A 24,426-nucleotide genomic window follows, 5' to 3' on the forward strand; every position below is an offset into this window, starting at 1 on the left:
TGATTGGGCTTGGGGGATAGGCTATCCACATGACTGTTTTCGCTGTTGAGTACGTGTACGACGCCGAGTCCGCCGAGGTGCGCGACGCGAACCGCCCTGCCCACCGTGCCTGGCTCGCCGGCCTCGCCGAGCAGGGAACCCTGCTGGCGAGTGGCCCTTACACCGACGGCGCGGGCGCCCTGCTGCTGCTCAAGGCCGCCGACGAGTCCGAGTTGAACGCCACGCTGAAGGAGGACCCGTACGCCGCCGCACGAGGGATTGCAGGCATTCGGACGACGGAGTGGAACCCCATTATCGGAGTGCTCTCCGCCCACGCTTCCTAGCAGCATGACCGGCCTGGGTTCGGACCCCGGCCCTACGATCCACCCATTTCAACCCAAGGAGTCCACGTGACCTCGGTCAGCCTGGGAATGCCGTCAGCCCCGCCCCCCGTTCTCGCGCCGCGCCGCAAGACCCGCCAGATCAAGGTGGGTTCGGTCGGCGTCGGCTCCGATTCGCCCATCAGCGTGCAATCGATGACCACCACCCCCACCACGGACATCAATGCCACGCTGCAGCAGATTGCGGAACTGACGGCGTCCGGCTGCGACATCGTCCGTGTCGCTTGCCCTTCGGCTGATGACGCCGAGGCATTGCCGATCATCGCCCGCAAATCCCAGATCCCCGTGATCGCGGACATCCACTTCCAGCCCAAGTATGTTTTCGCCGCGATCGAGGCCGGTTGCGCCGCAGTCCGCGTCAATCCGGGCAACATCCGCAAGTTCGATGACCAGGTGAAGGAAATCGCCAAGGCAGCCAAGGACCACGGCACCTCCATTCGGATCGGCGTCAACGCCGGATCCTTGGAGCCCGGCATCCTGAAGAAGTACGGCAAGGCCACCCCGGAAGCCCTCGTGGAGTCGGCCGTGTGGGAAGCTTCGTTGTTCGAGGAGCACGGCTTCCACGATTTCAAGATCTCGGTCAAGCACAACGACCCCGTCATCATGGTGGCGGCCTACGAAATGCTTGCCGAAAAGGGCGACTGGCCCCTGCACCTTGGCGTGACCGAGGCCGGGCCCGCTTTCCAGGGCACCATCAAGTCCGCTACGGCCTTCGGTGCGCTTCTGTCCCGGGGTATTGGCGACACCATCCGCGTGTCCCTGTCCGCGCCGCCTGTTGAGGAAATCAAGGTCGGCAACCAGATCCTGCAGTCCCTCAACCTGCGCCCCCGCAAGCTCGAAATCGTCTCCTGCCCTTCATGTGGGCGCGCCCAGGTGGACGTCTACACGCTGGCCGAGCAGGTCACCGCCGGGCTTGAAGGAATGGAGATTCCGCTGCGCGTTGCCGTCATGGGTTGCGTGGTGAACGGCCCGGGTGAGGCACGTGAAGCCGATCTCGGTGTGGCCTCCGGAAACGGCAAGGGCCAGATCTTCGTGAAGGGTGAAGTCATCAAGACTGTTCCCGAGAGCCAGATTGTTGAGACACTGATCGAAGAGGCCATGCGTATCGCTGAAGAGATGGGTGAGGCCGATGGCGAAGATGCTGTCAAGGGTAGCCCCGTGGTTAGCGTCTCGTAACGAGACCGTCGCCGATGGGATTTCTGTCCGGGTGCTCGGCGCTGCCGACACCCGGGCCCTTCGCGTGCTCGCGATGGAAGACCCGGTAGCGAACGTCTTCATTCTGGCGCACCTCGATTCGTCGGGGAGCGCCGCGCCCACTTCCGGTGGTGCGAGCGTCTTTGGAGTGTTCGACGGCGACGCCCTGGTGGGTGCCTGCTGGGCCGGCGCCAATCTGGTTCCCGTGCAGCTGGCCCCGGAACTGGCTTCCCGCGTCGCGGCGGCTGCACACCGGGCGGGCCGTCGCTACGCCTCGATCTTCGGGCCCGCGGAGACTGTGCTGGCGCTCCATTCCCGCTTGGAGCAACTGGGTCATTTCGCCCACGAGGTACGCGCCGACCAGCCGCTTCTGGCCATGTCGGGTCCACCCGCCGTCCAGGCCAATCCGCAGCTCGGCTTCGGAAACATCGCGGATTTCGATCGGATCCTGCCCGCATGCGCAGCCATGTTCGAAGAGGAAGTGGGTTACTCGCCCTTTCTCGGGAGCGAGGACTTCTACAGCCGCAGGGTGGCTGGACTGATCCGGCAAGGTCATTCCCTCGTGCACATCGACGCGGACGGGGCCGTGAAGTTCAAGGCCGAGCTCGGGGCGGTCACGGCGCAGGCCACCCAGGTGCAGGGCGTCTGGATGAACCCGGAATTCCGCGGCCAAGGACTCAGCGCCGGATACATGGCGGGAGTGGTTGTCCTGGCCCAGCAGTTCGCGCCGATCACGAGCCTCTACGTCAACGAATACAACACGAGGGCACGCGCCACCTACGAGCGGGTCGGTTTCCAACGCCTCGGAACCTTCGCCACTGTGTTGTACTAGTCCCACCCAACTGACTCGCAGTTGTTGTCGTTTTGAGGGCTCATAACGACATCTAATGCGAGCTACTTGGGAGGAGTGAGCTCGCCGGTGAGGTAGTGCTGGACGTTCGGGGCCACGAGCCGGACCACCTCGTCTTGGGAAGCCGAAGCCAGGGGCTCGAGCCGGACCACATAGCGCATCAGCATGAGCCCCACCACTTGCGTCGCAACAAGGTTGCCGCGCATTCGAGCTTCCTCGGGGGAGCCGGGAAGCCCAGCCGTGATCCTGGAGAGGATGGTCCGGGCCACCATCTCGCGCAGCAAGGCGGTCTTGGCCTTGGACCCGATCGTTCCCCTGACAAACGCGACAAGTCCGTGTTGCGCCGGGCCTTCCCACAGGCGCAACACGGCACGGACGATTGCTTCCGAGCGTTGTTTCGGATCCAGGGATTCGACGCCGGCAAGGACCTCGTCGGGATCCGCCGGGAGTTCGATGCTCTGGGCGAAGAGTTCGTCCTTGCCCTTGAAGAAGTGGTGGACCATGGCCGGGTCCACCTCGGCTTCGCGGGCCACTTGCCGCAGGCTGGTGCCGTCGAAACCGTGTTCGGCGAAGAGCCGGCGGGCTGTGGCCAGGATCAGTTCGCGGGAGTCGCTCCCTCCGCTCCGGCGTCCCCGCCGCAGGGGAGGCAACGCGCCGCTCATGAGGTCCGCCGTCGGAGGGTGAACGAGGCCAGGACCAAAACTCCCACCACGATCGCCGCCATGATCCCGGCATCCTGCCACATGGCCTGGGTCGCCTCGGCGTTGCCGGCGATCTGCTGGAGCGCATCGACCGAAAACGTCAGCGGAAGCACATTGGAAATGCCCTCCAGCAGGCCGTTCATGTGGTCCCGGGCCACGAAGAGTCCGCACAACAGTATCTGCGGTATCACCACTACTGGCATGAACTGCACCGCTTGGAACTCGGTCCGGGCAAAGGCCGAGCACAAAAGGCCAAGCGCGACACCCAGCACTGCGTTGATGACGGCGATCATCACGACGTAACCCGGACCGCCCTTGATGTCCAGATTGAAGATCCAGTAGGCCACGGCCGTTGCGACAAGCGATTGCAGTGCCGCCATGATGGAGAACGCCAACGCGTAGCCGAACAGGAGATCGGCTTTGTGGATGGGCGTCGTCAGGAGCCGTTCCAACGTCCCCGAGGTCCTTTCGCGCAACATCGTGATCGACGTGACCAGGAACATCACCACAAACGGGAAGATGGCCAGCATCATGAGTCCCACACGGTCAAAGGTCCGGGGGAATCCAGGCGGCAGTGTTTCGTTTTCGAAGAGATAGTAGACACCAGTGAGCAGGAGTGCGGGAACCACCATGATGAGCGCGACGCTGCGGTGGTCATGCCGCAGTTGTTCCAAAACCCGTCTGGTGGTGGCAAACATCATCCGCGGATTCATGACGCCACCTGGCTTTCATTGGCACTCCGGCGGTTCGAGGTGGCGCTCGTTTCCTGGATGATGTGCAGGAAGGCCTTCTCCAGGTCGTTGCTGTGTCCCCGCTCGCTGAGTTCCGCCGGACTGAGTTGCGCCAGCAGCAAGCCGTCGCGGAGCAGGAGCAGCGAGGAACAGTGCGAGGCCTCCTCCATGACATGGCTGGACACCAAAAGGGTGGTGCCCGATTCGGCCATGGCGGCGAACCGTTCCCACAGCTCGGCACGCAGTACCGGATCCAAGCCAACCGTCGGTTCGTCGAGGATCAGCAGCTTCGGATGCGAGACGAGCGCACACGCCAGCGAGACCCGGCTGAATTCACCACCGGAAAGGTCTGCGGTCTTTTGCCGTGCCAGTGCTTCGAGCCCGACGGCGGCAATCGCCTCCGCGGTGTCGGCCGCCGAGACGCCGTGCATGGCTCCGAAATACCTGACGTTCGCCTCGACGCTGAGGTCGGTGTAGACGCTCGGTGCCTGGGTCACGTATCCGACGTCGTGCCGCAATGACGGCGTACCGGCTGGACGGCCCAATACTTCGATCGTGCCGTCGGTGAGTCGCTGGACCCCTACGATGCAGCGCATGAGGGTTGTCTTGCCGCTCCCGGAGGGTCCGAGCAGCCCGGTGATACGCCCGGGCTCCATGGCGAAGTCCAAGCCGCGCAGGATCTTCTTGTGGCCGCGCGTGACGTGCAGGCCCACGGCCTTTACCGCCGGAGGTGCAGGGGACATGCCTGGTGCGGGATTTCCCGCTGGACTGTGGGACATCGCGGCCTCCGATTTATTCATCAGGTGATGAATAAAAGGTAAGTCCGACATACCGGCGCGTCAACTGTGAGCCTCGAGGATGGATCTGGCCCTTGGTTCTGCAAACGCGGGGTCACTTACGGCCCATGTCGGACCTCCGGATGGGCGCTAAGTGACCCCGCGTTGTTCGTTGCCAGGGCCAGGGCCAGGGCCAGGGCCTACAAATATTGATAAGTCCAAGCCCTTGTAAAAGGTGTTCATCGTCACATATGTTCGGACCAGCCGTGTCAATGAGGCGCGGATGGTTTCAGAGATGAAACGCAGGCTGGTTGCCCTGGGGAAGGTTGACTGAAGCCTTCAGGACAGCGCGTGCGGCCCGTCGGCCGCTGAGCCACGCCATGGCAGGATGACCAGCCGCTTGCGGCCAGGGGCTTCCAATAACCATGGCGTGGCTCATCTGCGTTTCGGTTCCGCGTTAACGAAGGTTGTCGGGCGAGGGGTCTGGCTGTAAGCCGGTAGATTGGTACACAGTAGTTTTTGCCAGCTCTTGCCATAGAAACGGATTCTGACCCGTGGTCCTTCGCCTCTCCCAGCTGTTCCTGCGCACCTTGCGTGAAGATCCCGTCGACGCCGAAGTCGCCAGCCACAGACTCCTGGTCCGCGCGGGCTACATCCGCCGTGCCGCACCGGGCATTTATACGTGGCTGCCTTTGGGATTGAGCGTCCTGCGCAAGGTCGAGCAGATCATCCGCGAGGAAATGGCCGCCATCGGCGCCCAGGAAGTCCATTTCCCGGCACTGCTGCCCAGAGAACCCTACGAGGCCACCAACCGCTGGACCGAATACGGCGAGGGGCTGTTCCGCCTCCAGGACCGCAAGGGCGCCGATTACCTTCTTGCCCCCACGCACGAGGAAATGTTCACCCTCCTGGTCAAGGACCTGTACTCCTCGTATAAGGACCTGCCGCTGAGCCTGTACCAGATCCAGAACAAGTACCGCGACGAAGCACGCCCCCGGGCAGGCCTCCTCCGCGGCCGCGAATTCATCATGAAGGATTCCTACTCCTTCGACGTTGACGATGCCGGCTTGGACGCGAGCTATGCGGCCCACCGCGCCGCGTACCTGAAAATCTTCGAGCGACTTGGCCTTGAGGTCATCCCCGTGGCCGCCACGGCAGGTGCCATGGGTGGATCTAAGAGCGAGGAATTCCTGCACCCCACCGAGATCGGCGAGGACACCTTCGTCCGCTCAGCCGGCGGCTACGCGGCCAACGTCGAAGCCGTGACCACGGTGGCCCCGGCCGAGATCGACTTCAGCAACGCGCCTCCTGCACGCGTCCTGGACACCCCGGACACGCCCACCATCGAAACCCTCGTGACGGCTGCCAACCAGCTCGCCCCGCGCAGCGATTCCGACGGCGGCGCCTGGACTGGCGCCGATACCCTCAAGAATGTGGTCCTCGCCGTCACGCTGCCCACTGGCGAGCGTCAGATTGTGGTCATCGGCGTGCCCGGTGACCGCGCAGTGGACCTCAAGCGCGTTGAAGCCAACATCGGTTCATTCCTGCCCATCGCCGGGGAGATTGGCTTGGAAGCGGCCAACGAGGACGACCTCAAGAAGATCCCGGAACTCGTCAAGGGCTACATCGGTCCGGGACTGGTCCTCGGCGAGGCCGTTCTCGGGCTCGAAGGCACGTCCAAGTTGCTTTTCCTTGTTGACCCCCGGGTTGTCTCGGGTACCAGCTGGGTCACCGGAGCGAACGAAGACGGCAAGCACGTTTTCGGTCTCGTAGCCGGGCGCGACTTCGCCTGGGATGGCGTCATTGAATGCACCGAGGTCCGCGCGGGAGACGAAGCCCCGGATGGCTCCGGTCCCTTGGAGACTGCCCGCGGCATCGAAATGGGCCACATCTTCCAGCTCGGCCGCAAGTATGCCGAGGCCCTCGACCTGAAGGTCCTTGACCAGAACGGCAAGCAGGTTGTGGTCACTATGGGCTCGTACGGTGTCGGCGTGACCCGTGCCGTGGCCGCCCTGGCCGAGGCCAACAACGACGACCGTGGCTTGATATGGCCGCGCTCCGTGGCCCCCGCGGACGTCCACGTGGTCGCCGTCGGACGTGGCGAGGAAATCTTCGCGGCGGCCGAGAAGCTCTCGGCCGATCTCGAGGCCGCCGGCCTCGACGTGATTTACGACGACCGCCCCAAGGTTTCCCCGGGCGTGAAGTTCGGTGACGCCGAGCTCTTGGGCGTTCCCACCATCGTGGCGGTCGGCCGTGGCTTGGTAGACGGTGTTGTGGAGATCAAGGACCGTCGTACCGGCGAGGCCGAAAACGTGGCAGTCGAGAAGGCTGCCGACTACGTGGTCAACGCCGTACGCCAGAAGTGATCTCCGGCTTCGAGTCGGTCCAGCTCACCACGCTCATCATGATCGTGGTGGCTGGATTCGCAGCCGGTTGGATAGATGCAGTGGTGGGCGGCGGGGGACTGATCCAGCTCCCTGCCTTGCTCCTGGTTCCGGGGATCACCCCGGTCCAGGCGCTGGCCACCAACAAAATGGGCTCCATCTTCGGGACAACAACCAGTGCCGTTACCTACTACCGTCGGGTTGGCCCTGACCTCAAGACGGCCATACCCATGGCGGTGATTGCCCTCGCCGGCAGTTTCGGCGGAGCCGTGTTGGCCGCCAACCTTCCCGCCAGCGTCTTCAAACCCATCATCGTAGTGGCGCTGATCGCCGTCGCGCTCTTCACCGCGTTGCGGCCCAACGCGGGAGAGCTGACCGCGCTGCGTCACGACGGCCACACGCACTACGTCGTGGCCTGCGCCATAGGTGCCGTGATCGGTTTCTACGACGGCCTGATAGGTCCCGGAACAGGCTCGTTCCTGGTGATCGCCCTCGTCTCCGCCATGGGCTATGCCTTCCTTGAGGCCAGCGCCAAGGCCAAGATCGTCAACATGGCCACGAACGCCGGTGCCTTGTTGTTCTTCCTGCCGCATGGATCACTGCTGTGGGGCGTCGGCGCGGTGCTGGGCCTGTCCAACATGGCCGGCGGCTACCTGGGCGCGCGGACAGCCGTGAAACAGGGCAGCGGCTTTGTGCGGATTGTGTTCCTGATCGTGGTTGGCGCGTTGATCATCAAACTCGGCATGGACGTTTGGAACGACTACTTCGCCAAGTAGCGTTCTGGATTCCACCAGCGAGCGATAGCCGGAGGGAAGCCGCGGGCGTAGCATGCACTCATGTGGGTCGATTCCGGCGACTATGAGCAGGCACTCGAACGTGCGTGGGAACATACCCGGGAGTGGCTGAGGGCCTTGCCTGGGCGACCGGTACGGCCAAGCACCGCGGCTGATGACGTCACTGCGGTCTTCGGCGGACCCTTGCCGGCCAGCGGACTGGAACCGGCCGCGGTCATTGATTTCCTCGCCGAACACGCCGAGCCCGGGCTGATGGCCATGCAATCAGGGCGCTTCTTCGGTTGGGTCATCGGCGGTACGGTGCCGGCCGGCATGGCCGCGGACTGGATGGTTTCCGCATGGGACCAGAACTCCGGGCTGCGTTTCGCCACACCCGCCACTGCCGGGATCGAAGAGGCGGCCGGGCAATGGCTCCTTGAACTGCTCGGCCTTCCCGAAGGCTCCGACGTCGGGTTCGCGACCGGTGCCAGCATGGCCAACTTCACGGCCCTGGCGGCGGCCCGATGGCGCCAGCTGGCCGGCATCGGCTGGGACGTCAACGCCGAGGGACTCCAAGGCGCACCGAAACTGCGTGTCCTCGTGGGAGCCGAGCGGCATGAGAGCCTGGACATGGCACTGCGTTTCCTGGGGTTCGGGGCACCCGAAGTTGTCGGGGCGGACAAACAGGGCAGGATCGATCCCGCCGAGCTTCGGGCCGCGTTGGAAGCCGGTTCCGGTCCGGCAATCGTGTGTCTGCAGGCCGGGAACCTGCATTCCGGAGCCTTCGATCCTTTCCTCGAGGCGATTTCGGCTGCCAAGGACCACGGCGCGTGGGTCCACGTTGACGGGGCTTTCGGCCTATGGGCAGCAGCTGTGCCGGGACTTCGACATCTGGTCGAGGGCGTCGAGTTGGCCGATTCGTGGGGAACCGATGCCCACAAGACCCTCAACGTGCCTTACGACGCCGGAATCGTGGTGGTACGTGACGTTGTTGCCCTGCGGTCCGCCATCGGCATGCACGCCGAATACCTTATGCAGGATGACCACGGACCTGGCGACCCGATGGAGAAAGTGCCCGAGTTGTCCCGACGGGCCAGGGGAGTGCCCGTGTGGGCGGCCTTGCGCTCCTTGGGTGGCGACGGCGTGCGGCAGCTTGTCGCGGGACGTGCGGAGTGTGCCGCGGAATTGGCCCGGCGGCTTGCCGAAGTGCCCGGCGTCGAAGTCCTCAACGATGTGGTGTTCACTCAGTTGTCCCTGGCCTTTGGTTCAGACGAGAGGACCCGTGCCGTGACGGACTACATCATGGCCGACGGGCGGGTCTGGATGTCCGGTTCACGCTGGCAGGGTAGGGATATCCTGCGTGTTTCGGTGACGAACTGGTCAACGGATTCGGCAGACCTGGATATCGCGGTGCAGGCTATCAGAGATGCGCTGGAGGCCACCGCCTGAACAGGGCGTCCGGACGACAGGGCGTCCGGACGACAGGGCGTCCGCACGTCTTGAAGCTAATTCGATGCGGCCAGTCCCGGTTCGGGCAGATCGTGCGCGGCCGGCAGCCCGTCCAGGGGCCGTCCCGCGAGGGTGCTGGCCACCCACAACGAGCGCGCCAGATCGCCTTCATGACGTGGTTTTCCTGCATACCACAGGGCGTTTTCAACCTCGCGGACCAGGCTCCATTCCCGGGCCGCTTCGCCGTCCAGGCCAGCCGCGCTGCTGAAATCCGCGCAGCGCTCCAGGAGCGCAAGTTCCGGTGCCGTGGTGGAGAGATCGCGGATACGGTTCCACAAAATCGGGGCGACGGCGAATTCTGCCTCCCCGATCTTCGGCTGCGGATCGATCGCCACGTATGCGCGTTTTTCGATGGCCCCGGCGCCGTCGAGATGGGGGAGGATGTTCATGAAATGCAGATCGCAATGCACCAGGACGTCCCTGCCCGCCCGGCGTCCAACAGCGCCCCGCGTTTGGCACACCTCCAATGCGGCTTCGAGGAGCCACCGGGGGAAGGGCTGGCCAAGTTGCTCCCAGTCCGCGGGCAACTCATCGCTCCAGCGCTCGGCACTTGCCGCAATGTGCTCAAACGCTTTCCACTCGGGCCGGTCGTCCGGTTCGATGCTGAGTTCCCTCACGAGTGTTCCCCAGACGTCGCGGGCTTCGTCCATCGGGGCGCCCTGCAGCCAACTGACGGCGTCGAGCCGCTCCAGGAGCATCGCGCAGGAGCCGGCGTCGGCGTCGAGCAGCCTTACGGCTCCGGTTCCGCCCCACAGGGCCAGCGCGTGCCGTTCAACGAGGGCTTCCTCGTGCGGGAAGGCTATCTTGAGCACCGAACGGGCGCCGTTGTAGAGGACCGGAATGACGATGCCGCCGTGGCCGTTCCATGGTTCCACGCCGGGTTCCAGGTCAACGGACAGCTGCCAGCGTTCCAAGCTGGAATTGATCAGTCCGGGCAGCCCTGAGAGCCACGCCCGCCCCTCCGCTGTGCGGGAGTAGCGTGCCTGGAGATCGCCAGGGATGGAAACGAAGGTAGTCATCACTGTCAGCCTACCCAAGCCGGTCCGGGAGCGGCTTAGACCACTCCGGTGGAGCCCAGGAGGCTTCCGATGAGGAACGTCGCGGCAAGCGCAAGGGCTCCGCCGATGACAACGCGCACCGCGGCGCGGGTCTTCGAGCTGCCGCCGATCCACGCTCCTATCGCTCCGGTGATTGCCAGCGCGAGCAGCACGGAAATGAAGGTCAGCGGTACGCGCAGCCCCGGGGGCGGGAGCAGAATCGCGAGCATGGGCAGCACCGCGCCGAGGGTGAAGGCAATGGCGGAGGCGAAGGCCGCATGCCACGGGCTGACGATGTCGTCCTCGTCGATGTTCAATTCGGCGGAAAGGTGAGCGGCCAAGGCGTCGTGTTCCGTCAATTCCGCGGCCACTTTCCGCGCGGTTTCAGGCCGCAGGCCCTTGGCCTCGTAGATCGCAGTCAGTTCGGCCAGCTCTTCTTCGGGTTGCTCGGCCAGCTCCCGGCGTTCCTTCTCGATGAGTGCCTTCTGGCTGTCGCTTTGACTGCTGACGGATACGTACTCGCCGAGTGCCATGGACACCGCGCCACCCACGAGTCCGGCTGCTCCAGCGGTGAGGATGGCGCCGGTGCTCGTGGTGGCGCCGGCGACGCCCACCACGATGGCGGCGACGGAGACGATTCCGTCGTTGGCGCCAAGGACACCGGCCCGAAGCCAGTTGAGCCGGTGGGCGAGGTCGTTGGCGTGGGGTTCGTTCTCGTGCAGGGCTGCAGTTTCGATGGAAGCCATGGTACAAGCCAAGCACTCGTGGACCGCTGTCGCCAGCAAAGAAAGGCTTTCCTATCCAGACGGAGTGGCGGAAGGCAGCGGCGGCAGTGCGGCGTTGTCGATCGAAAGTCCGGCGAAGGGGCCAAGCGGAGTTCCCCAGGCTTGGCTGCGTTTGGCTGCGTCGACAAGCCCGTCGATGGCCCATTGGCGCGTCTCGCCCTCAGACAAAGCCACGAGGTCGGCGTAGGCAGTCAGCGAGCTGGCCTCCATGCTTCCCAGAGCTAGTCCGGGCTTGGCGGCGAAAGTGGCAGGCAGGCGATAGCCGGCTTCCCGCGGAGGGGTGGCGATGCAGTGCAGCCGACCCTGGGCCTCCGCTCCCCGGAGCAGCTCCTGATGGCGGGCCAACCAGGTGGCCGCCGTCGCGGATGCCTTCGCGTCCAGCTTGGTCAGGGCCACCTGGTACGCATAGATCGCCTCCTGTTCGGAGCTGACGACGGCGGCAAGGGCTGCGGGCAGATCGGCCTTGGTGGGCGTCGTTCCGGGTGTCGGTGCCGTCGTCGACGTACTCGGCGAGGCAGGGCAGCTAGGCGGCGGCGTCGGGGCGGTACTCGCCTCGGCCTGGGTTGCCGGTACCGGCAACCCCCACATTGCGGCCAGCCGTGATGACTCAAGCAGCTGGGCGGTCCCGACGGCGGCAAGCAGCCGAGCCATGCCGCCGTCGGCATTCGCGGCGTCCGCCAAGCGACGGGAACCGCTCGAGGAGAGCCCGGAGACAAAGCCGGCCCGCGTTGGGCGGTCCTGGGTGGCACTGGGGCTTGGGGAAGCCGTCGACGTTTTCGATGCCCAAGAGCTGGAAGGCGAGAGCAGCGCCTGCGCCTGGCTTGTCAGCAACATCACAGTGTCCGAGACGCCGTTGTCGCCGGACGTTTCGCCCGCTGCGGCGCCGCCCGGCCTCGAGCTCTCCAATTGCGATGCGCTGCCCAAGAGCGTCTCGGTCGAAGAGAGGGCTTCGGAACGGGCAGTTTCGGAAAAAGGCACCGCTTGCGGCCTTCCGGCGTCTCGCGGGACAAGCACGGCGCCGACTCCGAGGACGAGGACTGCGAGGAAAGCCAGAAGAAGGGCCTTCATCCAGCCAGGGCTCCGTGGTTTCTCAACAGTCTCGTGGTTCACAACAGACTATGGTGTCACGCCCACGGGCAACTTGCGTCTCCCGCGGAGGAGCCCCGTGCACCACGCCGCCGTAAATGTCGTTAAGCTAGTAGTCACAACATCATCTATCGGGAGGCGGCTGGCCAGTGAGTCATTCGGAAGCCACGACTTCAACAGACCAGGCTGGAACGGATCCGACGAGTCCAGCACAACACGAGGTCCGCAACCCCGAGGAGAGCAGGCTGAAGGCGCTCCTGGAGCCTGCCGTCCTGGCGAGCCGGCTCTATCTTGAGGATGTTGCCATCCAGGTTGCCGGTTCGCACCGGGTAGTCCACGTGGTCATCGATCTGCCCCAGGAGGAAACCGGCGGCGTCAGCCTGGACGTCATCGCGGAAATCTCCAGGGCCCTTTCGGACATCCTGGACAACGATCCCCGCACTGACGGCCGCCCCTACGACCTCGAGGTCTCCTCGCCCGGCGTCGGCCGGCCCCTCACGGAGCCGCGCCACTGGCACCGGGCCCGCGGACGCATGGTCAAGGTCAACGTGATCCAGGGAGAGAACCTGACGGGCCGCATCCAGTCCGTCGACGACGCCGGCGTCACACTGGTTCCCGAACAAGAGGTCAAGAAGGGCATGAAGCCCAAGCAGGGCGAACCCGTGAAGATTCCTTTCGACAGGATCCGCCAAGGAAAAGTCGAGATAGAGTTCAGCCACCTCAACGAGGCCGTGCTGGAAGACGAGTACAACGGACCTTCCGAGGAGGCCTAATGGATATTGACATGAGTGCGCTGAGACTCCTGGAGCGTGAGCGTGAAATCCCGCTGGACCTCCTGATTCCCACCATCGAGCAGGCGCTCCTGGTGGCATACCACAAGACGCCGGGCGCCTTCGAAAAGGCCCGCGCGGAGCTGGACCGCAAGAGCGGTCACGTGACCATTTGGGCCACGGAGATCGACGACGACGGCGAAGCCATCGGCGAGTTCGAGGACACTCCTGCGGGATTCGGCCGCATTGCAGCGAGCACCGCGCGGCAGATCATCCTGCAGCGGCTGCGCGACGTTGAGGACGACAATGTCCTCGGCGAATTCAAGGGCCGGGAAGGTGAACTCGTCGCTGGCCTGATCCAGCAGGGCAACAACCCGCACATGATCCAGGTGAACCTCGGTTCTGTGGAAGCCCTGCTGCCGCCGCCCGAGCAGGTGCCGGGGGAGAAGTACACCCACGGCAACCGCCTGCGCGCATTCGTGGTGGACGTCCACCGCGGCGCCAAGGGACCCTCCATCACGCTTTCGCGTTCGCACCCGGGCCTCGTCCGGAAGCTTTTCGAACTGGAGGTCCCGGAGATCGCGGACCGTTCCGTCGAGATCGTGGCACTGGCACGCGAGGCCGGACACCGGACCAAGATGGCCGTCAAAGCCAACACCCCCGGCATCAATGCCAAGGGTGCCTGCATTGGTGAAATGGGCTCGCGCGTGCGCGCCGTCATGACCGAACTCAACGACGAAAAGATCGACATTGTCGACTTCAGCGAAGATCCTGCGACCTTCATCGCCAACTCCCTTTCGCCGTCGCGCGTGAATTCCGTCACTATCACCGACGAAGCGACGCGGTCCGCCCGAGTAGTTGTTCCCGACTACCAGCTGTCCCTCGCCATCGGCAAGGAAGGCCAGAACGCCCGCCTTGCAGCCAAGCTGACCGGCTGGCGGATCGACATCGTCTCTGACGCCATTCCGGCCAAGGGCAACTAAACACGCCAAATGGTGCCCAGCCCCGGATCCCCGCACCTTGTGGATTCGGTGGCCGGGCCCTCGGGGGCTTAGAATAGATGGAACCGGGCCTATGCCCGGTATCCGTGCGCTTTGGCGTGCTCGCGACTTGTGGGGAAACAATCTCAACAAGGCAAGGGCGGGCGCCGAGGAAAGCAGAACCGCAGAGACAGGTAAAGACACTGAGGCAGGTTGATACACCCAGTGACTGAACTGCTTCACACCAGGCACCAGCCTGTGCGCACCTGCATCGGATGCCGGAAACAAGGCAAGCGGAGCGAGTTGATCCGGCTTGTCGCCGAAGGCGGCGGGTCACCCGTCGTCCTGGTGGATGAACGACGCCGGATGGCTGGCCGGGGTGCGTGGCTGCACCCCAGCAACACATGCCTGACGCTGGCAAGCAAACGGCGTGCTTTCGCAAGGGCCCTCGCGGGCGCAAGTGAAGTCACCGCCGTCGAAAGCTACCTGGCGGCAGTCATACTCCCTGCGGACACCCCGTGAAAGCAGGAAAACCGTCCAAACCTGAAAGCGGGTCAGAAAACTGATGGAAACCCGATGAGTTCCCAGCGATGAGTGCGCAACGATGACAACTTTGTTGCGCTCTGCACAGGGCCTATCCGCCGCGTTCGCGGCAGGGGCCCGCAGTAAGAAGTAGACGGTTCGTACCTGGCTCGGTGCGGACCGAGACAGGAGAAATGTGGCCAAGGTCCGCGTACATGAGCTCGCCAAAGAGCTCGGTATTACTTCCAAAGATGCAGTGACAAAACTGCAGGAATTGGGCGAATTCGTTCGCTCCGCCTCGTCAACAATTGAGGCCCCCGTCGTGAAGAAGCTTCGCGACGCCTACCCGGGTGCCGGCGCTGCAAAGGCCGCTGCCCCGGCAGCACCTCGCGTTGCAGCCCCCGCGGCACCCGCTGCCCCTGCTGCGCCCGCAGCATCCCGCCCGGCTCCGGGCCCCGCAGCGCCCAAGGCTCCGGTTCCCGCCCCCAAGGCTGAGACCCCCGCCCCGGCAGCGCCTGCGGCTCCCGCAGCTACCGCAAGTCCTTTTTCCGCCAAGCCGGGCGCCCGTCCGGCGCCCAAGGCCGAGGCGCCTGCCCCGGCACGTCCGGGCAGCCAGGCACCGCGTCCCGGCGGCCCCCGTCCGGGCAACAACCCGTTCGCGACCTCGCAGGGCATGCCCCGCGGCCGTGGCGACGGCGAGCGTCCTCCGCGTCCGGGTAACAACCCCTTTGCAACATCCCAGGGCATGCCCCGTTCCGGTGGCCGCACTGACGGTGAACGTCCCGGCGGTCCGCGTCCCGCGGCCGGTGCAGGCGGTCCCCGCCCCGCAGCCGGTTCCGGTGGACCCCGTCCGGGTGCACCGCGCCCCGGGGCTCCCCGTCCGGGCGCTCCGCGTCCCGCAGGTGGCCCCGCAGGAAACCGTCCTAGCCCGGGCATGATGCCAAACCGCACCGAGCGTCCCGCTCCCGGTGGCGCAGGCCGTCCGGGTGGCGCAGGCCGTCCCGGTGGTGGCGGCCCCGGCCGTCCGGGTGGCGCTCCTGGCGCAGGCACCGGTGGCGGAGCTCCCGCCGGCGGTGGCTTCGGCAAGGGCGGCCGCGGACGCGGCGGTACCCAGGGTGCCTTCGGCAAGGGTGGCGCAGGACGCGGCAAGCAGCGCAAGTCGAAGCGTGCAAAGCGTCAGGAACTGGAGCAGATGAGTGCTCCGTCGCTGGGTGGCGTATCCGTACCCCGCGGCGACGGCAACACCGTGGTCCGGCTCCGTCGTGGCTCGTCCATCACGGACTTCGCCGACAAGATCGAGGCGAACCCCGCCGCGCTGGTGACCGTGCTGTTCCACCTTGGTGAAATGGCAACGGCTACGCAGTCGCTGGACGAAGACACCTTCGGCCTGCTCGGCGCTGAACTCGGCTACAAGGTACAGGTTGTCTCTCCGGAAGACGAAGAGCGCGAGCTCCTCGACTCCTTCGACATCGATCTCGATGCCGAACTGGAAGCCGAAGGCGACGACGTCCTCGAACCGCGTCCCCCGGTTGTCACCGTCATGGGTCACGTTGACCACGGTAAGACCCGACTGCTCGACGCCATCCGGAAGACCAACGTGGTTGCCGGTGAACACGGCGGCATCACCCAGCACATCGGTGCCTACCAGATCAGCCACCTCCACGAAGGCACTCCGCGCGACATCACCTTCATTGACACCCCGGGTCACGAGGCGTTCACCGCCATGCGTGCACGTGGTGCCAAGGTCACCGACATCGCCATCCTGGTTGTCGCAGCCGACGACGGCGTCATGCCGCAGACGGTGGAAGCACTCAACCACGCACAAGCGGCCAACGTGCCGATCGTCGTCGCGGTGAACAAGATCGACAAGGAAGGGGCGAACCCGGACAAGGTCAAGGGCCAGCTCACCGAGTACGGTCTGGTTCCCGAAGAATACGGTGGCGACACCATGTTCGTTGAGGTCTCTGCCCGCCAGAACATCAACATCGATGAACTGATCGACGCCGTCCTGCTGACCGCAGACGCCGCCCTGGACCTGCGCGCCAACCCGGACAAGGACGCTCGAGGCATTGCCATCGAAGCGAACCTGGACAAGGGCCGCGGTTCCGTTGCCACCGTCCTGGTCCAGTCCGGTACCCTGGCCGTCGGTGACACGATCGTGGCCGGTACGGCCCACGGCCGCGTCCGTGCCATGTTCGACGAAGACGGCAACGCCCTCGACATCGCGCTTCCGTCCCGTCCGGTCCAGGTCCTGGGCCTGTCCAACGTACCGCGTGCAGGTGACACCTTCCTGGTGACCTCCGACGAGCGTACGGCCCGCCAGATCGCTGAAAAGCGTGAAGCAGCCGACCGCAACGCGGCACTGGCCAAGCGCCGCAAGCGCATCAGCCTCGAGGACTTCGACAAGGCTGTGGCCGAAGGCAAGATCGACACCCTCAACCTCATCCTCAAGGGTGACGTGTCCGGTGCCGTCGAAGCCCTCGAAGACGCCCTGCTCAAGATCGACGTCGGCGACGACGACGTTCAGCTGCGCGTCATCCACCGCGGTGTGGGTGCCATCACGCAGAACGACGTCAACCTCGCCACGGTGGACAACGCCATCATCATCGGCTTCAACGTCAAGCCCGCCGAGCGCGTGGCCGACCTCGCCGATCGTGAAGGCGTGGACATGCGCTTCTACTCCGTCATCTACTCGGCAATCGATGACATCGAGCTGGCCCTCAAGGGCATGCTCAAGCCGGAGTACGAGGAAGTCCAGCTCGGTACCGCCGAGGTCCGCGAAGTCTTCCGTTCTTCCAAGTTCGGAAACATCGCCGGTTCCATCGTCCGCTCGGGCATCATCCGCCGTAACACGAAGGCACGCGTCAGCCGCGACGGCAAGGTCATCGGCGACAACCTCACCGTTGAGACGCTCAAGCGCTTCAAGGACGACGCCACCGAGGTCCGCACGGACTTCGAGTGTGGTATCGGTCTTGGCTCGTACAATGACATCAACGAAGGTGACATCATCGAGACCTTCGAGATGCGCGAAAAGCCGCGCGTCTAAGCGTTCGGTTTGGGTGGGGCCGTTGGATTTTTCCGGCGGCCCCGGCCCGTTCCGCCGATATGGGGGCCGTCCGGCCCGTTCCGCCGACATGGGGGCCCCGCCCCTTCGCTGGGCGGCTGACGTCTGACGACGTCAGCCGTCCAGCTTCGGCAGGCCCGATGCCACTCCCGGGCCCCCATATCGGCTCCACGGGCCTCAGCGGGAAGCTCGCGGTCTGCTTCTTCTCGCCGCGTCGCACGATACAGAACTTAAGTACGCAAGTTGCTAACGCGCCGTCGTACGCAAAATTTAGGAGTTGAAATGGCTGATCCGGCACGCGCTGCCAAGTTGGCGCAGCGGATTAAGGTTGTTGTTGCTGAGGCTTTGGGCCGGCGGATCAAGGATCCTCGGGTTGAGGGCATCACTATTACCGATGCCCGCGTCACCAACGATCTTCAGCACGCCACCGTGTACTACACCGTCTTCGGTGACGAGGTTGCCCAGGCCGATGCTGCCAGGGCCTTGGAGAAGGCCAAGGGTGTTTTGCGCCAGGAAGTGGGCCGCAACATCACCGTTCGGTTGACTCCTACCTTGGAATTCGTTGCCGACCTTATTCCGGTCAACGCCTCGAACCTTGAGGAGCTCTTGCGCACCGCCAAGCAGCGCGACGCCGAGGTAGCCGCGTTGGCCGCCGGCGCCAAGCACGCAGGCGACGCAGACCCGTACAAGAGCGATGCCCCGCAAGATGCGGACATCGACGAAGACGATTTTGATGAAGAAGACATCGACGTCCGCGCCGATGAAGACATCGACGAAGACGACGGCAAATAGTCCAGCGCTTCCCCGGATAGGGCCGGATCCGCAGTTCTTACGACTGCTGGATCCGGTCCTGCTTGTTTAAGCGTGAAAAGCCGGGCCAAATTGATGGGCCGTCGCTAAGATCGGAGCATGGCGGCGCACGATGCAGCTCAGAGTCCCGAAGACTACCTTGAACACGCCCTGCGGCTCGCGGTGCAAAACGTGGCCGACGGCGGCGGCCCTTTCGGCGCCGTCGTGGTCACCCCGGACGGGCGGCTCCACGACGGCGTCAACCGGGTCACTCGCGACAACGACCCCACAGCGCATGCCGAAGTGGTGGCGATCAGGCGGGCTGCGTCGGAACTGGGCAGCTTCGATCTCAGCGGCTCGGTCCTCTATTCAAGCTGCGAACCGTGCCCTTTGTGCCTCTCGGCTGCCCTATGGGGCCGGGTGAGCCGCGTCTACTTTGCCGCGGATCGGCACGGGGCCGCAGCCGCTGGCTTTGACGATGCGGTGTTCTACGAATATTTCGACGGCAACAGGCCTGAACTGCTGCCCGTCCAACATACGGAGGTCGCCGCATCGGAGGCTCCTTTCGATGCTTGGCGTGGGCACAAAAACCGGACCGCATACTGACTCTAAACTCCGCCAAGAGCCGGGCCGCCGCCAAGCAAACACCTGGCCTCAAACACGCTCCGGAAGCCGCCCGACGCCGTCGAGCAGCTGCTGGTGATCACCGCACAAAGCGATCCTGATCCACCCCTCGCCGATGGAACCGAACGCGGTGCCCGGCGCCACGGCCACTCCAGAGTCCGCCAAGAAGGTGCGCACCCAAGCGCGCACGTTCCCGCCGCTCACATGCGAGACGTCCGCCCAAAGATAAAAAGCCCCCTGGGCGCCCAGGTAGGGAATGCCCTTCTCGGCAAGCACTGCTGAGGCGGCGTCGCGGTTGGAACGGTAATGCTCCCGCGCGGTATCTACATAGTCTTGCAGGCCAGTCAGCGCCGCGACGGCAGCGTACTGGGAAGGCGAAGCCACGCAGGAAACGATCGCTTCCATGACGTTGTTCATCTTCCGTTCCAGGCCCGGCGGGCAAATGAGCGCGCCGATCCGCAGTCCGGTCAGCCCGTAGGTTTTGGACAAGGTCAGGGACGTGAAGACCCGCGCCTCCCCGGGAACAGTGCTGTCGAAGCGGGCGGGACTCGTGTGCGGAACGTCGAAGGTGAAGGCTTCGTAGCATTCATCCGAAATGATCCACAGATCGTGTTTGACGGCCAATTCCACGAGCTGGCGCGTCGTTTCCCCGCCGATCACCGCACCCAGGGGATTGGACGGCGAATTCAGGACCAACACCTTGGTGCGGGGCGTGATCAGCGCCTCGATGTCCTCGATGCGGGGTTGGAACTCGTGCTCCGGGTAGAGCGGATACTGCACCGGGATGGCGTGCAGTAGATGGCTCGTCATGGCAAAAGTGGGATAGCCCGGATTGGGAATCAGGATCTCGTCGCCGGGGGAGAGGAGCAGGCTCATGGCGAAATGCAGCCCCTGCTGGGCTCCGTCCACGACGTACACGCGCTCTGCCCCGACGTCCACCTTGTTGTGGGCACGGAACCGATCGGCAAAGGCCTCACGCAGGGCCGGGATCCCGGCATTGGGGGTGTAGTTGGTCTCGTCCCTGTCCAGGCACGCGATCCCCGCGTCCAGGATGTGCCGGGGCAGCGCGAAGCCGGGCTCGCCGATGCTGAGGACAATCGCCCCCGGGGTGCTCCAAGCTGCCTCGGTGATCTCGCGGATCTGGTTCACGGGCACTTCGCGGACGTGTGCGGCAAGCTCAGGCATGGGAGCCATCTTAGCCGCGGTGGCCGGACGGTCCGCCGGGAGGGGCCGCCGCGGGCCGCAGGATGCATGCCCCGGCGCGGATATACTGGGAGGCGTGCTTTCTGGACTGGTAATCGTTGACAAGCCGCAAGGATGGACCAGCCACGATGTGGTTGGACGGATGCGGCGACTGGCCGGTACCCGGAAAGTGGGCCATGCAGGGACCCTGGACCCCATGGCAACCGGGGTGCTTGTGCTTGGCATCAACAAGGCCACGCGACTATTGACGTACATCGTTGGCACCTCCAAGACGTACTCCGCCACCATCCGGCTCGGCGAATCAACCATCACGGACGATGCCGAAGGCGACATCACCGAAAGCCGCAGCGCCGCCGGAGTCACTGAGGAAGCCATCCGTGCAGGCGTCGCGCAGCTCAGCGGCGAGATCCAGCAGGTTCCCAGCAGCGTCAGCGCCATCAAGGTCAACGGCGAACGGTCTTACGCCCGCGTCCGTTCGGGGCAAGAGGTCAAGCTCGCCGCCCGGCCGGTGACCATCCACCGTTTCGAGATCCACGCCATCCGCAGGGTCGACGACGGCAGGGTAGTAGACATCGATGTGACCGTCGAATGCTCCTCGGGCACCTACATCCGTGCGCTGGCGCGCGACCTTGGCGAGGCTCTCGGCGTCGGCGGCCACCTCACTGCGTTGCGCCGCACCCAGGTGGGGCCATACTCCCTGGAGCAAGCCCGCACCCTCGAACAGCTTGCCGAGGAACTGGAAATCCTCGACATGTCCGCCGCCGCCCGCGCGCTCATGCCCAACCGGGAGTTGAGCGACGCCGAAACCACCGAAATCTCCTTTGGCCGCAGGATCGCCGCGGGACCCGCTGCCGGCACGGCCGAAGCGGCCACCGCCGAGAACCCGGCTGCCGCGTTCTCTCCGTCAGGGGAGCTGGTGGCGTTGTTGGCCGATGCGGGGAGTTTCGCCAAGCCCGTCCTGGTGTTCGCACCTGACAACGAAAAGCAGGCACACTAGCCATGGACGGATACTTTTACGCTGTCTTGGTAGTGGGCCTGCTGTCCACCATCATTTGCGTCGTGGCGGGGATCATGAAGAAGGTCCCCAACGACGTCACCATACTGTCCGTTGCCGCCGTCGAACTCGTCTTGCTGGTCTATCTGGTGGGATCGATCATCCGCGTCGCGATGGGCGAAAAGATCGCAGGGGAGCCCTGGGAATTCTGGGGCTACATCATCACGGCACTCATACTCCCCGTTGTCGCGGTGTACTGGTCCATCCTGGAACGGACCCGTTGGAGCAATTTCGTCATGGGCGCCGTGGGCGTCACCGCATTGGTCATGGCGGCCCGCATGAACCAGATCTGGTACTGACATTGGAAGAAGCACACGAAGTGACTGTTGAAACCACCGAGAAGAAGAACCGGGACACCCGCAATACCGGGCCCGGGAGGCTGTTGATTGCGGTCTACGCGGTTTTCGCGATCTCGGCCACTGCCCGTGCCGGCTACCAGATCCTGACCAAGTTCTCGGATGCTCCCTTGGCCCACATCCTCTCGGCCTTCGCCGCCGTGGTGTACATCGTGGCCACGGTCTCCCTCGCGAAGCCGGGCCGCACGTGGTTCAAGGTATCGCTGGCGGCCGTCCTCGTGGAGATGGTCGGAGTGGTGGTGGTTGGTGCCATCAGCCTTTTCGATCCAGTGGCTTTCCCGCACGACACCGTGTGGTCCTTGTTCGGACGCGGATACGGCTTTGTGCCGTTGATCCTGCCGGTCCTGGGCCTGCTGTGGCTCTACCGTAGACGCCCGGCACGGCTCCCGCAGTAGGAATCGGGGCTCCGCCACCCGGGCATGCTAGCCCTGGGATAGCGGGTAACCTTAGAGAATTCCGGCGCCGGACCAGGCGCCGGGCATAGTGAATATCAGCAGTAAAAGGCGAGGTTGATGGTCCACATCTGGAACGATCCCACCGAGGTCCCCGAGGATTTCGGTCCCAGCGTCGTTACCATCGGCAACTTTGACGGCGTCCATCGCGGACACCAGCAGGTGCTGACGCAGCTGTTGCACACAGCAGGGCAGCATGGTGCGCGCTCCGTCGTCGTGACTTTCGATCCCCACCCGGCCCTGGTCCACCGGCCCGACTCCGCACCGGAGCTCCTCATGGGCTTGCAGGACAAACTCGATGCCCTCGCCGACACGGGCGTGGACGCTGTCCTCGTCATGAAATACAACCTCACGCTTGCCGCCATGACGCCCGAAGAATTCGTCGTCAACGTCCTGCTGGACGGGCTTCACGCGGCTCACGTTGTTGTGGGCCACGATCTTCGTTTCGGTGTGGGAAATTCCGGCGACGTCGGCACCATGCAGGAATTGGGCAAGGACCTGGGATTCGGCGTCCACGTGGTCAATGAATTCGGCGCGGAAGGCTTTCCAGTGCACGACGACGGCGGCACGGACCGCCGCTGTTCGTCCACTTGGGTGCGCGAGGCCCTTGCCGAGGGCGACGTCGAGACCGCGGCCGCCGTCCTCGGCCGGCCGCACAGGATGCGCGGCGAAGTGGTCCACGGTGCTGCGCGCGGACGCGCCTTGGGCTTTCCCACGGCAAACCTGGACCACGGCGCTACGGGCTACGTCCCCGCAGATGGAATCTACGCCGGCTGGCTGGTGGACCAGTCCGGAACCCGTTGGCCCGCCGCGATTTCGGTGGGTTCCAACCCCACGTTCGACGGCGTGAGCCGCCAGGTGGAAGCCCACGTAATCGACCGCCCGGAGGAGGCGGTGGAGGACTTCAACCTCTACGGCCAGACCGTCGTGGTGGAATTTACCGCGCGGCTGCGAGGCATGGTGGCCTACCGTGGACCGGAAGCGCTTGTAGAGCAGATGCGGTTGGACGTCATCCAGGCACACGATCTCCTGCTGGACAAGTAGCCCCGCACCGTGAGCGTTGAAAAGAACACCCGGCCACTCGACGAAGGCATCGTCAAGGATTTCAGCTCACGCATGAGCTACGGCTCCTACCTGCAGCTGCCCTTGCTGCTCAGCGCCCAGCAACCTGTCAGCCAGCCGGAGCACCATGATGAGCTCTTGTTCATCATCCAGCACCAAACCACCGAGCTTTGGCTGAAGCTGGTCCTGCACGAGCTCCGCAGCGCGGCCGCGTGGCTGCGCCAGGACGACCTTGGCTCCGCGCTCAAGGGCATCGCACGGGTCAAGCACATCCAGAAGACGCTCACCGAGCAATGGTCGGTGCTCGCCACCCTCACCCCCACCGAGTACTCCCAGTTCCGCGGCTTCCTGGGCAATGCCTCCGGATTCCAGTCGAGCCAGTACCGCGCCGTGGAGTTCATCCTCGGCAACAAGAACGCCAAGATGTTGCCGGTGTTTGACTCCGATCCGGAGTCCAGGACTGTGTTGGAGGAGCTCTTGCAGGCTCCGAGCATCTACGACGAATTCCTGGCCTACCTGGACCGGCACGGCTATGACGTCCCGCAGTCCGTCCTAGACCGGGACGTCACCCGGGCCCACGAGTTCGCCCCTGAGCTCTTGCCCCTTTTCAAGCACATCTACGAACACGCCGCAGACAACTGGGCCGCCTACGAAGCCTGCGAGGAACTGGTGGACCTGGAAGACAACTTCCAATTGTGGCGCTTCCGGCACCTGCGCACGGTGCAGCGGACCATCGGCATGAAGACGGGAACCGGAGGCTCGAGCGGTGTTTCCTTCCTGAAGAAGGCGCTTGACTTGACGTTCTTCCCGGAGCTTTTCGCCGTCCGGACCGAGATCGGGCAGTGAGCGGCGCCCGGCTTTGATGAGGGTCACACGGCAGCTTTCGACAACATTGCCGGGCTGCCGGTAAACTGAGAGATGGATCCGGCTGCAGTCCGTGGCGGCTGGACCTGTTTTGTGTGCGGTCATCGGCACTAACAACCCGGCAGCGAGGCGCTGAATCGGGACGCACGGCACAACTCTAGGAGTTCACGTGGCACTTGAAGCCGCTGTTAAGCAGTCCATCATCGAGGCCTACGCAACGTCCAAGGGCGACACTGGTTCGCCGGAGGTCCAGATTGCAGTCCTGACTCAGCGGATCAAGGATCTGACTGAGCACATGAAGGAGCACAAGCACGACTTCCACACCCAGCGCGGTCTGCTGGGCATGGTTGGTCGTCGTAAGCGCATGCTGGGCTACCTCAAGAAGACTGACATTGCCCGCTACCGTGCGCTCATCGAGCGCCTCGGCCTGCGCCGCTAGTTTGACTTCGGGCGGCCCGATCCTCCGCGGACCGGGCCGCC

The 24,426-nt window shown here is 64.6% G+C and carries 25 protein-coding genes; 18 read left to right on the top strand and 7 right to left on the bottom strand.

Going from position 1 to position 24,426, the window contains the following annotated elements:
- The first annotated feature begins 29 nt into the window (after window positions 1-29).
- The 3 genes from NFJ07_RS11825 to NFJ07_RS11835 all read left to right on the top strand — a co-directional run bounded on the left by NFJ07_RS11825 (window position 30) and on the right by NFJ07_RS11835 (window position 2,406).
- On the top strand, window positions 30-323 hold the full coding sequence (locus tag NFJ07_RS11825) for a YciI family protein (RefSeq protein ID WP_269994554.1): 294 nt from the start codon (window positions 30-32) through the stop codon (window positions 321-323).
- 66 nt (window positions 324-389) lie between these two features.
- Window positions 390-1,556 carry a flavodoxin-dependent (E)-4-hydroxy-3-methylbut-2-enyl-diphosphate synthase gene (gene ispG, locus NFJ07_RS11830; RefSeq protein WP_078105708.1) on the top strand — a complete coding sequence of 389 codons (1,167 nt, stop codon included), beginning with the start codon at window positions 390-392 and terminating at the stop codon, window positions 1,554-1,556.
- Entirely contained in the window at window positions 1,519-2,406 is an 888-nt protein-coding gene (locus tag NFJ07_RS11835; protein ID WP_269994702.1) for a GNAT family N-acetyltransferase, read from the top strand. Before ispG ends, NFJ07_RS11835 begins: the two co-directional genes overlap by 38 nt.
- Window positions 2,407-2,468: 62 nt before the next feature.
- On the opposite strand, the gene NFJ07_RS11840 is transcribed toward NFJ07_RS11835, so the two are convergent.
- The 3 genes from NFJ07_RS11840 to NFJ07_RS11850 are packed head-to-tail and all read right to left on the bottom strand — an operon-like array spanning window position 2,469 to window position 4,599.
- The gene (locus NFJ07_RS11840) at window positions 2,469-3,086 is read right to left on the bottom strand and encodes a TetR/AcrR family transcriptional regulator (protein ID WP_269994556.1); all 618 of its coding nucleotides are present in this window, start codon (window positions 3,084-3,086) and stop codon (window positions 2,469-2,471) included.
- Entirely contained in the window at window positions 3,083-3,826 is a 744-nt protein-coding gene (locus NFJ07_RS11845) for an ABC transporter permease (protein WP_269994703.1), read from the bottom strand. Before NFJ07_RS11845 ends, NFJ07_RS11840 begins: the two co-directional genes overlap by 4 nt.
- A gap of 8 nt (window positions 3,827-3,834) precedes the next feature.
- Window positions 3,835-4,599 carry an ABC transporter ATP-binding protein gene (locus NFJ07_RS11850; protein ID WP_269994704.1) on the bottom strand — a complete coding sequence of 255 codons (765 nt, stop codon included), beginning with the start codon at window positions 4,597-4,599 and terminating at the stop codon, window positions 3,835-3,837.
- A gap of 587 nt (window positions 4,600-5,186) precedes the next feature.
- Here NFJ07_RS11850 and NFJ07_RS11855 point away from each other — a divergent pair.
- From NFJ07_RS11855 to NFJ07_RS11865, 3 genes are read left to right on the top strand one after another with little or no spacing between them, the layout of a single operon-like run.
- Window positions 5,187-6,998, top strand: a complete 1,812-nt coding sequence (locus NFJ07_RS11855) for a proline--tRNA ligase (protein ID WP_269994557.1) — start codon at window positions 5,187-5,189, stop codon at window positions 6,996-6,998.
- A complete protein-coding gene (locus NFJ07_RS11860; protein ID WP_269994558.1) occupies window positions 6,995-7,792 on the top strand; it encodes a sulfite exporter TauE/SafE family protein in 798 nt (265 codons plus the stop codon). The genes NFJ07_RS11855 and NFJ07_RS11860 overlap by 4 nt, the downstream gene beginning before the upstream one ends.
- A gap of 60 nt (window positions 7,793-7,852) precedes the next feature.
- Window positions 7,853-9,238, top strand: a complete 1,386-nt coding sequence (locus NFJ07_RS11865) for a pyridoxal phosphate-dependent decarboxylase family protein (protein WP_269994559.1) — start codon at window positions 7,853-7,855, stop codon at window positions 9,236-9,238.
- A 56-nt stretch (window positions 9,239-9,294) separates the two neighbouring features.
- On the opposite strand, the gene NFJ07_RS11870 is transcribed toward NFJ07_RS11865, so the two are convergent.
- From NFJ07_RS11870 to NFJ07_RS11880, 3 genes are read right to left on the bottom strand one after another with little or no spacing between them, the layout of a single operon-like run.
- Window positions 9,295-10,317, bottom strand: a complete 1,023-nt coding sequence (locus tag NFJ07_RS11870) for an aminoglycoside phosphotransferase family protein (RefSeq protein WP_269994560.1) — start codon at window positions 10,315-10,317, stop codon at window positions 9,295-9,297.
- A 35-nt stretch (window positions 10,318-10,352) separates the two neighbouring features.
- Window positions 10,353-11,081 (bottom strand): VIT1/CCC1 transporter family protein, encoded by a 729-nt coding sequence (locus NFJ07_RS11875; protein WP_269994561.1) that lies wholly within the window; start codon window positions 11,079-11,081, stop codon window positions 10,353-10,355.
- Window positions 11,082-11,132: 51 nt separating this feature from the next.
- A complete protein-coding gene (locus NFJ07_RS11880; RefSeq protein WP_269994563.1) occupies window positions 11,133-12,188 on the bottom strand; it encodes a DUF4439 domain-containing protein in 1,056 nt (351 codons plus the stop codon).
- 167 nt (window positions 12,189-12,355) lie between these two features.
- Between NFJ07_RS11880 and rimP the strand changes: the two genes are divergently transcribed.
- The 6 genes from rimP (at window position 12,356) to NFJ07_RS11910 (ending at window position 18,937) form a co-directional block, all read left to right on the top strand.
- Complete coding sequence (gene rimP, locus NFJ07_RS11885) at window positions 12,356-12,979, top strand: ribosome maturation factor RimP (protein ID WP_269994564.1); 624 nt, start codon at window positions 12,356-12,358, stop codon at window positions 12,977-12,979.
- Window positions 12,979-13,959 carry a transcription termination factor NusA gene (nusA, locus tag NFJ07_RS11890; protein WP_269994566.1) on the top strand — a complete coding sequence of 327 codons (981 nt, stop codon included), beginning with the start codon at window positions 12,979-12,981 and terminating at the stop codon, window positions 13,957-13,959. The genes rimP and nusA overlap by 1 nt, the downstream gene beginning before the upstream one ends.
- Window positions 13,960-14,181: 222 nt before the next feature.
- Complete coding sequence (locus NFJ07_RS11895; protein ID WP_269994568.1) at window positions 14,182-14,478, top strand: YlxR family protein; 297 nt, start codon at window positions 14,182-14,184, stop codon at window positions 14,476-14,478.
- Between the two features lie 196 nt (window positions 14,479-14,674).
- The gene (gene infB / locus NFJ07_RS11900) at window positions 14,675-17,524 is read left to right on the top strand and encodes a translation initiation factor IF-2 (protein WP_269994569.1); all 2,850 of its coding nucleotides are present in this window, start codon (window positions 14,675-14,677) and stop codon (window positions 17,522-17,524) included.
- A 300-nt stretch (window positions 17,525-17,824) separates the two neighbouring features.
- On the top strand, window positions 17,825-18,334 hold the full coding sequence (rbfA, locus tag NFJ07_RS11905; RefSeq protein WP_269994570.1) for a 30S ribosome-binding factor RbfA: 510 nt from the start codon (window positions 17,825-17,827) through the stop codon (window positions 18,332-18,334).
- Between the two features lie 117 nt (window positions 18,335-18,451).
- A complete protein-coding gene (locus NFJ07_RS11910) occupies window positions 18,452-18,937 on the top strand; it encodes a nucleoside deaminase (RefSeq protein ID WP_269994572.1) in 486 nt (161 codons plus the stop codon).
- A 48-nt stretch (window positions 18,938-18,985) separates the two neighbouring features.
- On the opposite strand, the gene NFJ07_RS11915 is transcribed toward NFJ07_RS11910, so the two are convergent.
- Window positions 18,986-20,140 (bottom strand): pyridoxal phosphate-dependent aminotransferase, encoded by a 1,155-nt coding sequence (locus NFJ07_RS11915; protein ID WP_269994574.1) that lies wholly within the window; start codon window positions 20,138-20,140, stop codon window positions 18,986-18,988.
- A 94-nt stretch (window positions 20,141-20,234) separates the two neighbouring features.
- On the opposite strand from NFJ07_RS11915, the gene truB reads away from it, so the two are divergent.
- From truB to rpsO, 6 genes are all read left to right on the top strand, one after another.
- The gene (truB, locus tag NFJ07_RS11920; RefSeq protein WP_269994575.1) at window positions 20,235-21,155 is read left to right on the top strand and encodes a tRNA pseudouridine(55) synthase TruB; all 921 of its coding nucleotides are present in this window, start codon (window positions 20,235-20,237) and stop codon (window positions 21,153-21,155) included.
- 2 nt (window positions 21,156-21,157) lie between these two features.
- Window positions 21,158-21,511, top strand: coding sequence for a hypothetical protein (locus NFJ07_RS11925; RefSeq protein ID WP_269994577.1), 354 nt, complete (start codon window positions 21,158-21,160; stop codon window positions 21,509-21,511).
- A 2-nt stretch (window positions 21,512-21,513) separates the two neighbouring features.
- On the top strand, window positions 21,514-21,963 hold the full coding sequence (locus NFJ07_RS11930; RefSeq protein ID WP_442865349.1) for a hypothetical protein: 450 nt from the start codon (window positions 21,514-21,516) through the stop codon (window positions 21,961-21,963).
- 117 nt (window positions 21,964-22,080) lie between these two features.
- Complete coding sequence (locus NFJ07_RS11935) at window positions 22,081-23,064, top strand: bifunctional riboflavin kinase/FAD synthetase (protein WP_269994580.1); 984 nt, start codon at window positions 22,081-22,083, stop codon at window positions 23,062-23,064.
- Between the two features lie 9 nt (window positions 23,065-23,073).
- Window positions 23,074-23,928, top strand: a complete 855-nt coding sequence (gene kynA / locus NFJ07_RS11940) for a tryptophan 2,3-dioxygenase (protein ID WP_269994581.1) — start codon at window positions 23,074-23,076, stop codon at window positions 23,926-23,928.
- Between the two features lie 187 nt (window positions 23,929-24,115).
- Window positions 24,116-24,385, top strand: coding sequence for a 30S ribosomal protein S15 (gene rpsO, locus NFJ07_RS11945; RefSeq protein WP_269994582.1), 270 nt, complete (start codon window positions 24,116-24,118; stop codon window positions 24,383-24,385).
- Window positions 24,386-24,426: the final 41 nt, after the last annotated feature.

It is taken from the genome of Arthrobacter sp. B2a2-09 (assembly GCF_027587375.1).
In the GTDB taxonomy this organism is placed as follows: Bacteria; Actinomycetota; Actinomycetes; order Actinomycetales; family Micrococcaceae; genus Arthrobacter.

What these genes read in the sequence shown, in the direction of transcription:
- NFJ07_RS11935 (WP_269994580.1), top strand. Translation starts at nt 22,081, where the DNA reads ATGGTCCACATCTGGAACGATCCCACCGAGGTCCCCGAGGATTTCGGT.
- NFJ07_RS11875 (WP_269994561.1), bottom strand. Translation starts at nt 11,081, where the DNA reads ATGGCTTCCATCGAAACTGCAGCCCTGCACGAGAACGAACCCCACGCC.
- NFJ07_RS11825 (WP_269994554.1), top strand. Translation starts at nt 30, where the DNA reads ATGACTGTTTTCGCTGTTGAGTACGTGTACGACGCCGAGTCCGCCGAG.
- NFJ07_RS11915 (WP_269994574.1), bottom strand. Translation starts at nt 20,140, where the DNA reads ATGCCTGAGCTTGCCGCACACGTCCGCGAAGTGCCCGTGAACCAGATC.
- NFJ07_RS11840 (WP_269994556.1), bottom strand. Translation starts at nt 3,086, where the DNA reads ATGAGCGGCGCGTTGCCTCCCCTGCGGCGGGGACGCCGGAGCGGAGGG.
- NFJ07_RS11865 (WP_269994559.1), top strand. Translation starts at nt 7,853, where the DNA reads ATGTGGGTCGATTCCGGCGACTATGAGCAGGCACTCGAACGTGCGTGG.
- NFJ07_RS11925 (WP_269994577.1), top strand. Translation starts at nt 21,158, where the DNA reads ATGGACGGATACTTTTACGCTGTCTTGGTAGTGGGCCTGCTGTCCACC.
- NFJ07_RS11880 (WP_269994563.1), bottom strand. Translation starts at nt 12,188, where the DNA reads ATGAAGGCCCTTCTTCTGGCTTTCCTCGCAGTCCTCGTCCTCGGAGTC.
- NFJ07_RS11845 (WP_269994703.1), bottom strand. Translation starts at nt 3,826, where the DNA reads ATGATGTTTGCCACCACCAGACGGGTTTTGGAACAACTGCGGCATGAC.
- nusA (WP_269994566.1), top strand. Translation starts at nt 12,979, where the DNA reads ATGGATATTGACATGAGTGCGCTGAGACTCCTGGAGCGTGAGCGTGAA.
- NFJ07_RS11910 (WP_269994572.1), top strand. Translation starts at nt 18,452, where the DNA reads ATGGCGGCGCACGATGCAGCTCAGAGTCCCGAAGACTACCTTGAACAC.
- rbfA (WP_269994570.1), top strand. Translation starts at nt 17,825, where the DNA reads ATGGCTGATCCGGCACGCGCTGCCAAGTTGGCGCAGCGGATTAAGGTT.
- NFJ07_RS11835 (WP_269994702.1), top strand. Translation starts at nt 1,519, where the DNA reads ATGCTGTCAAGGGTAGCCCCGTGGTTAGCGTCTCGTAACGAGACCGTC.
- NFJ07_RS11870 (WP_269994560.1), bottom strand. Translation starts at nt 10,317, where the DNA reads ATGACTACCTTCGTTTCCATCCCTGGCGATCTCCAGGCACGCTACTCC.
- NFJ07_RS11850 (WP_269994704.1), bottom strand. Translation starts at nt 4,599, where the DNA reads ATGTCCCCTGCACCTCCGGCGGTAAAGGCCGTGGGCCTGCACGTCACG.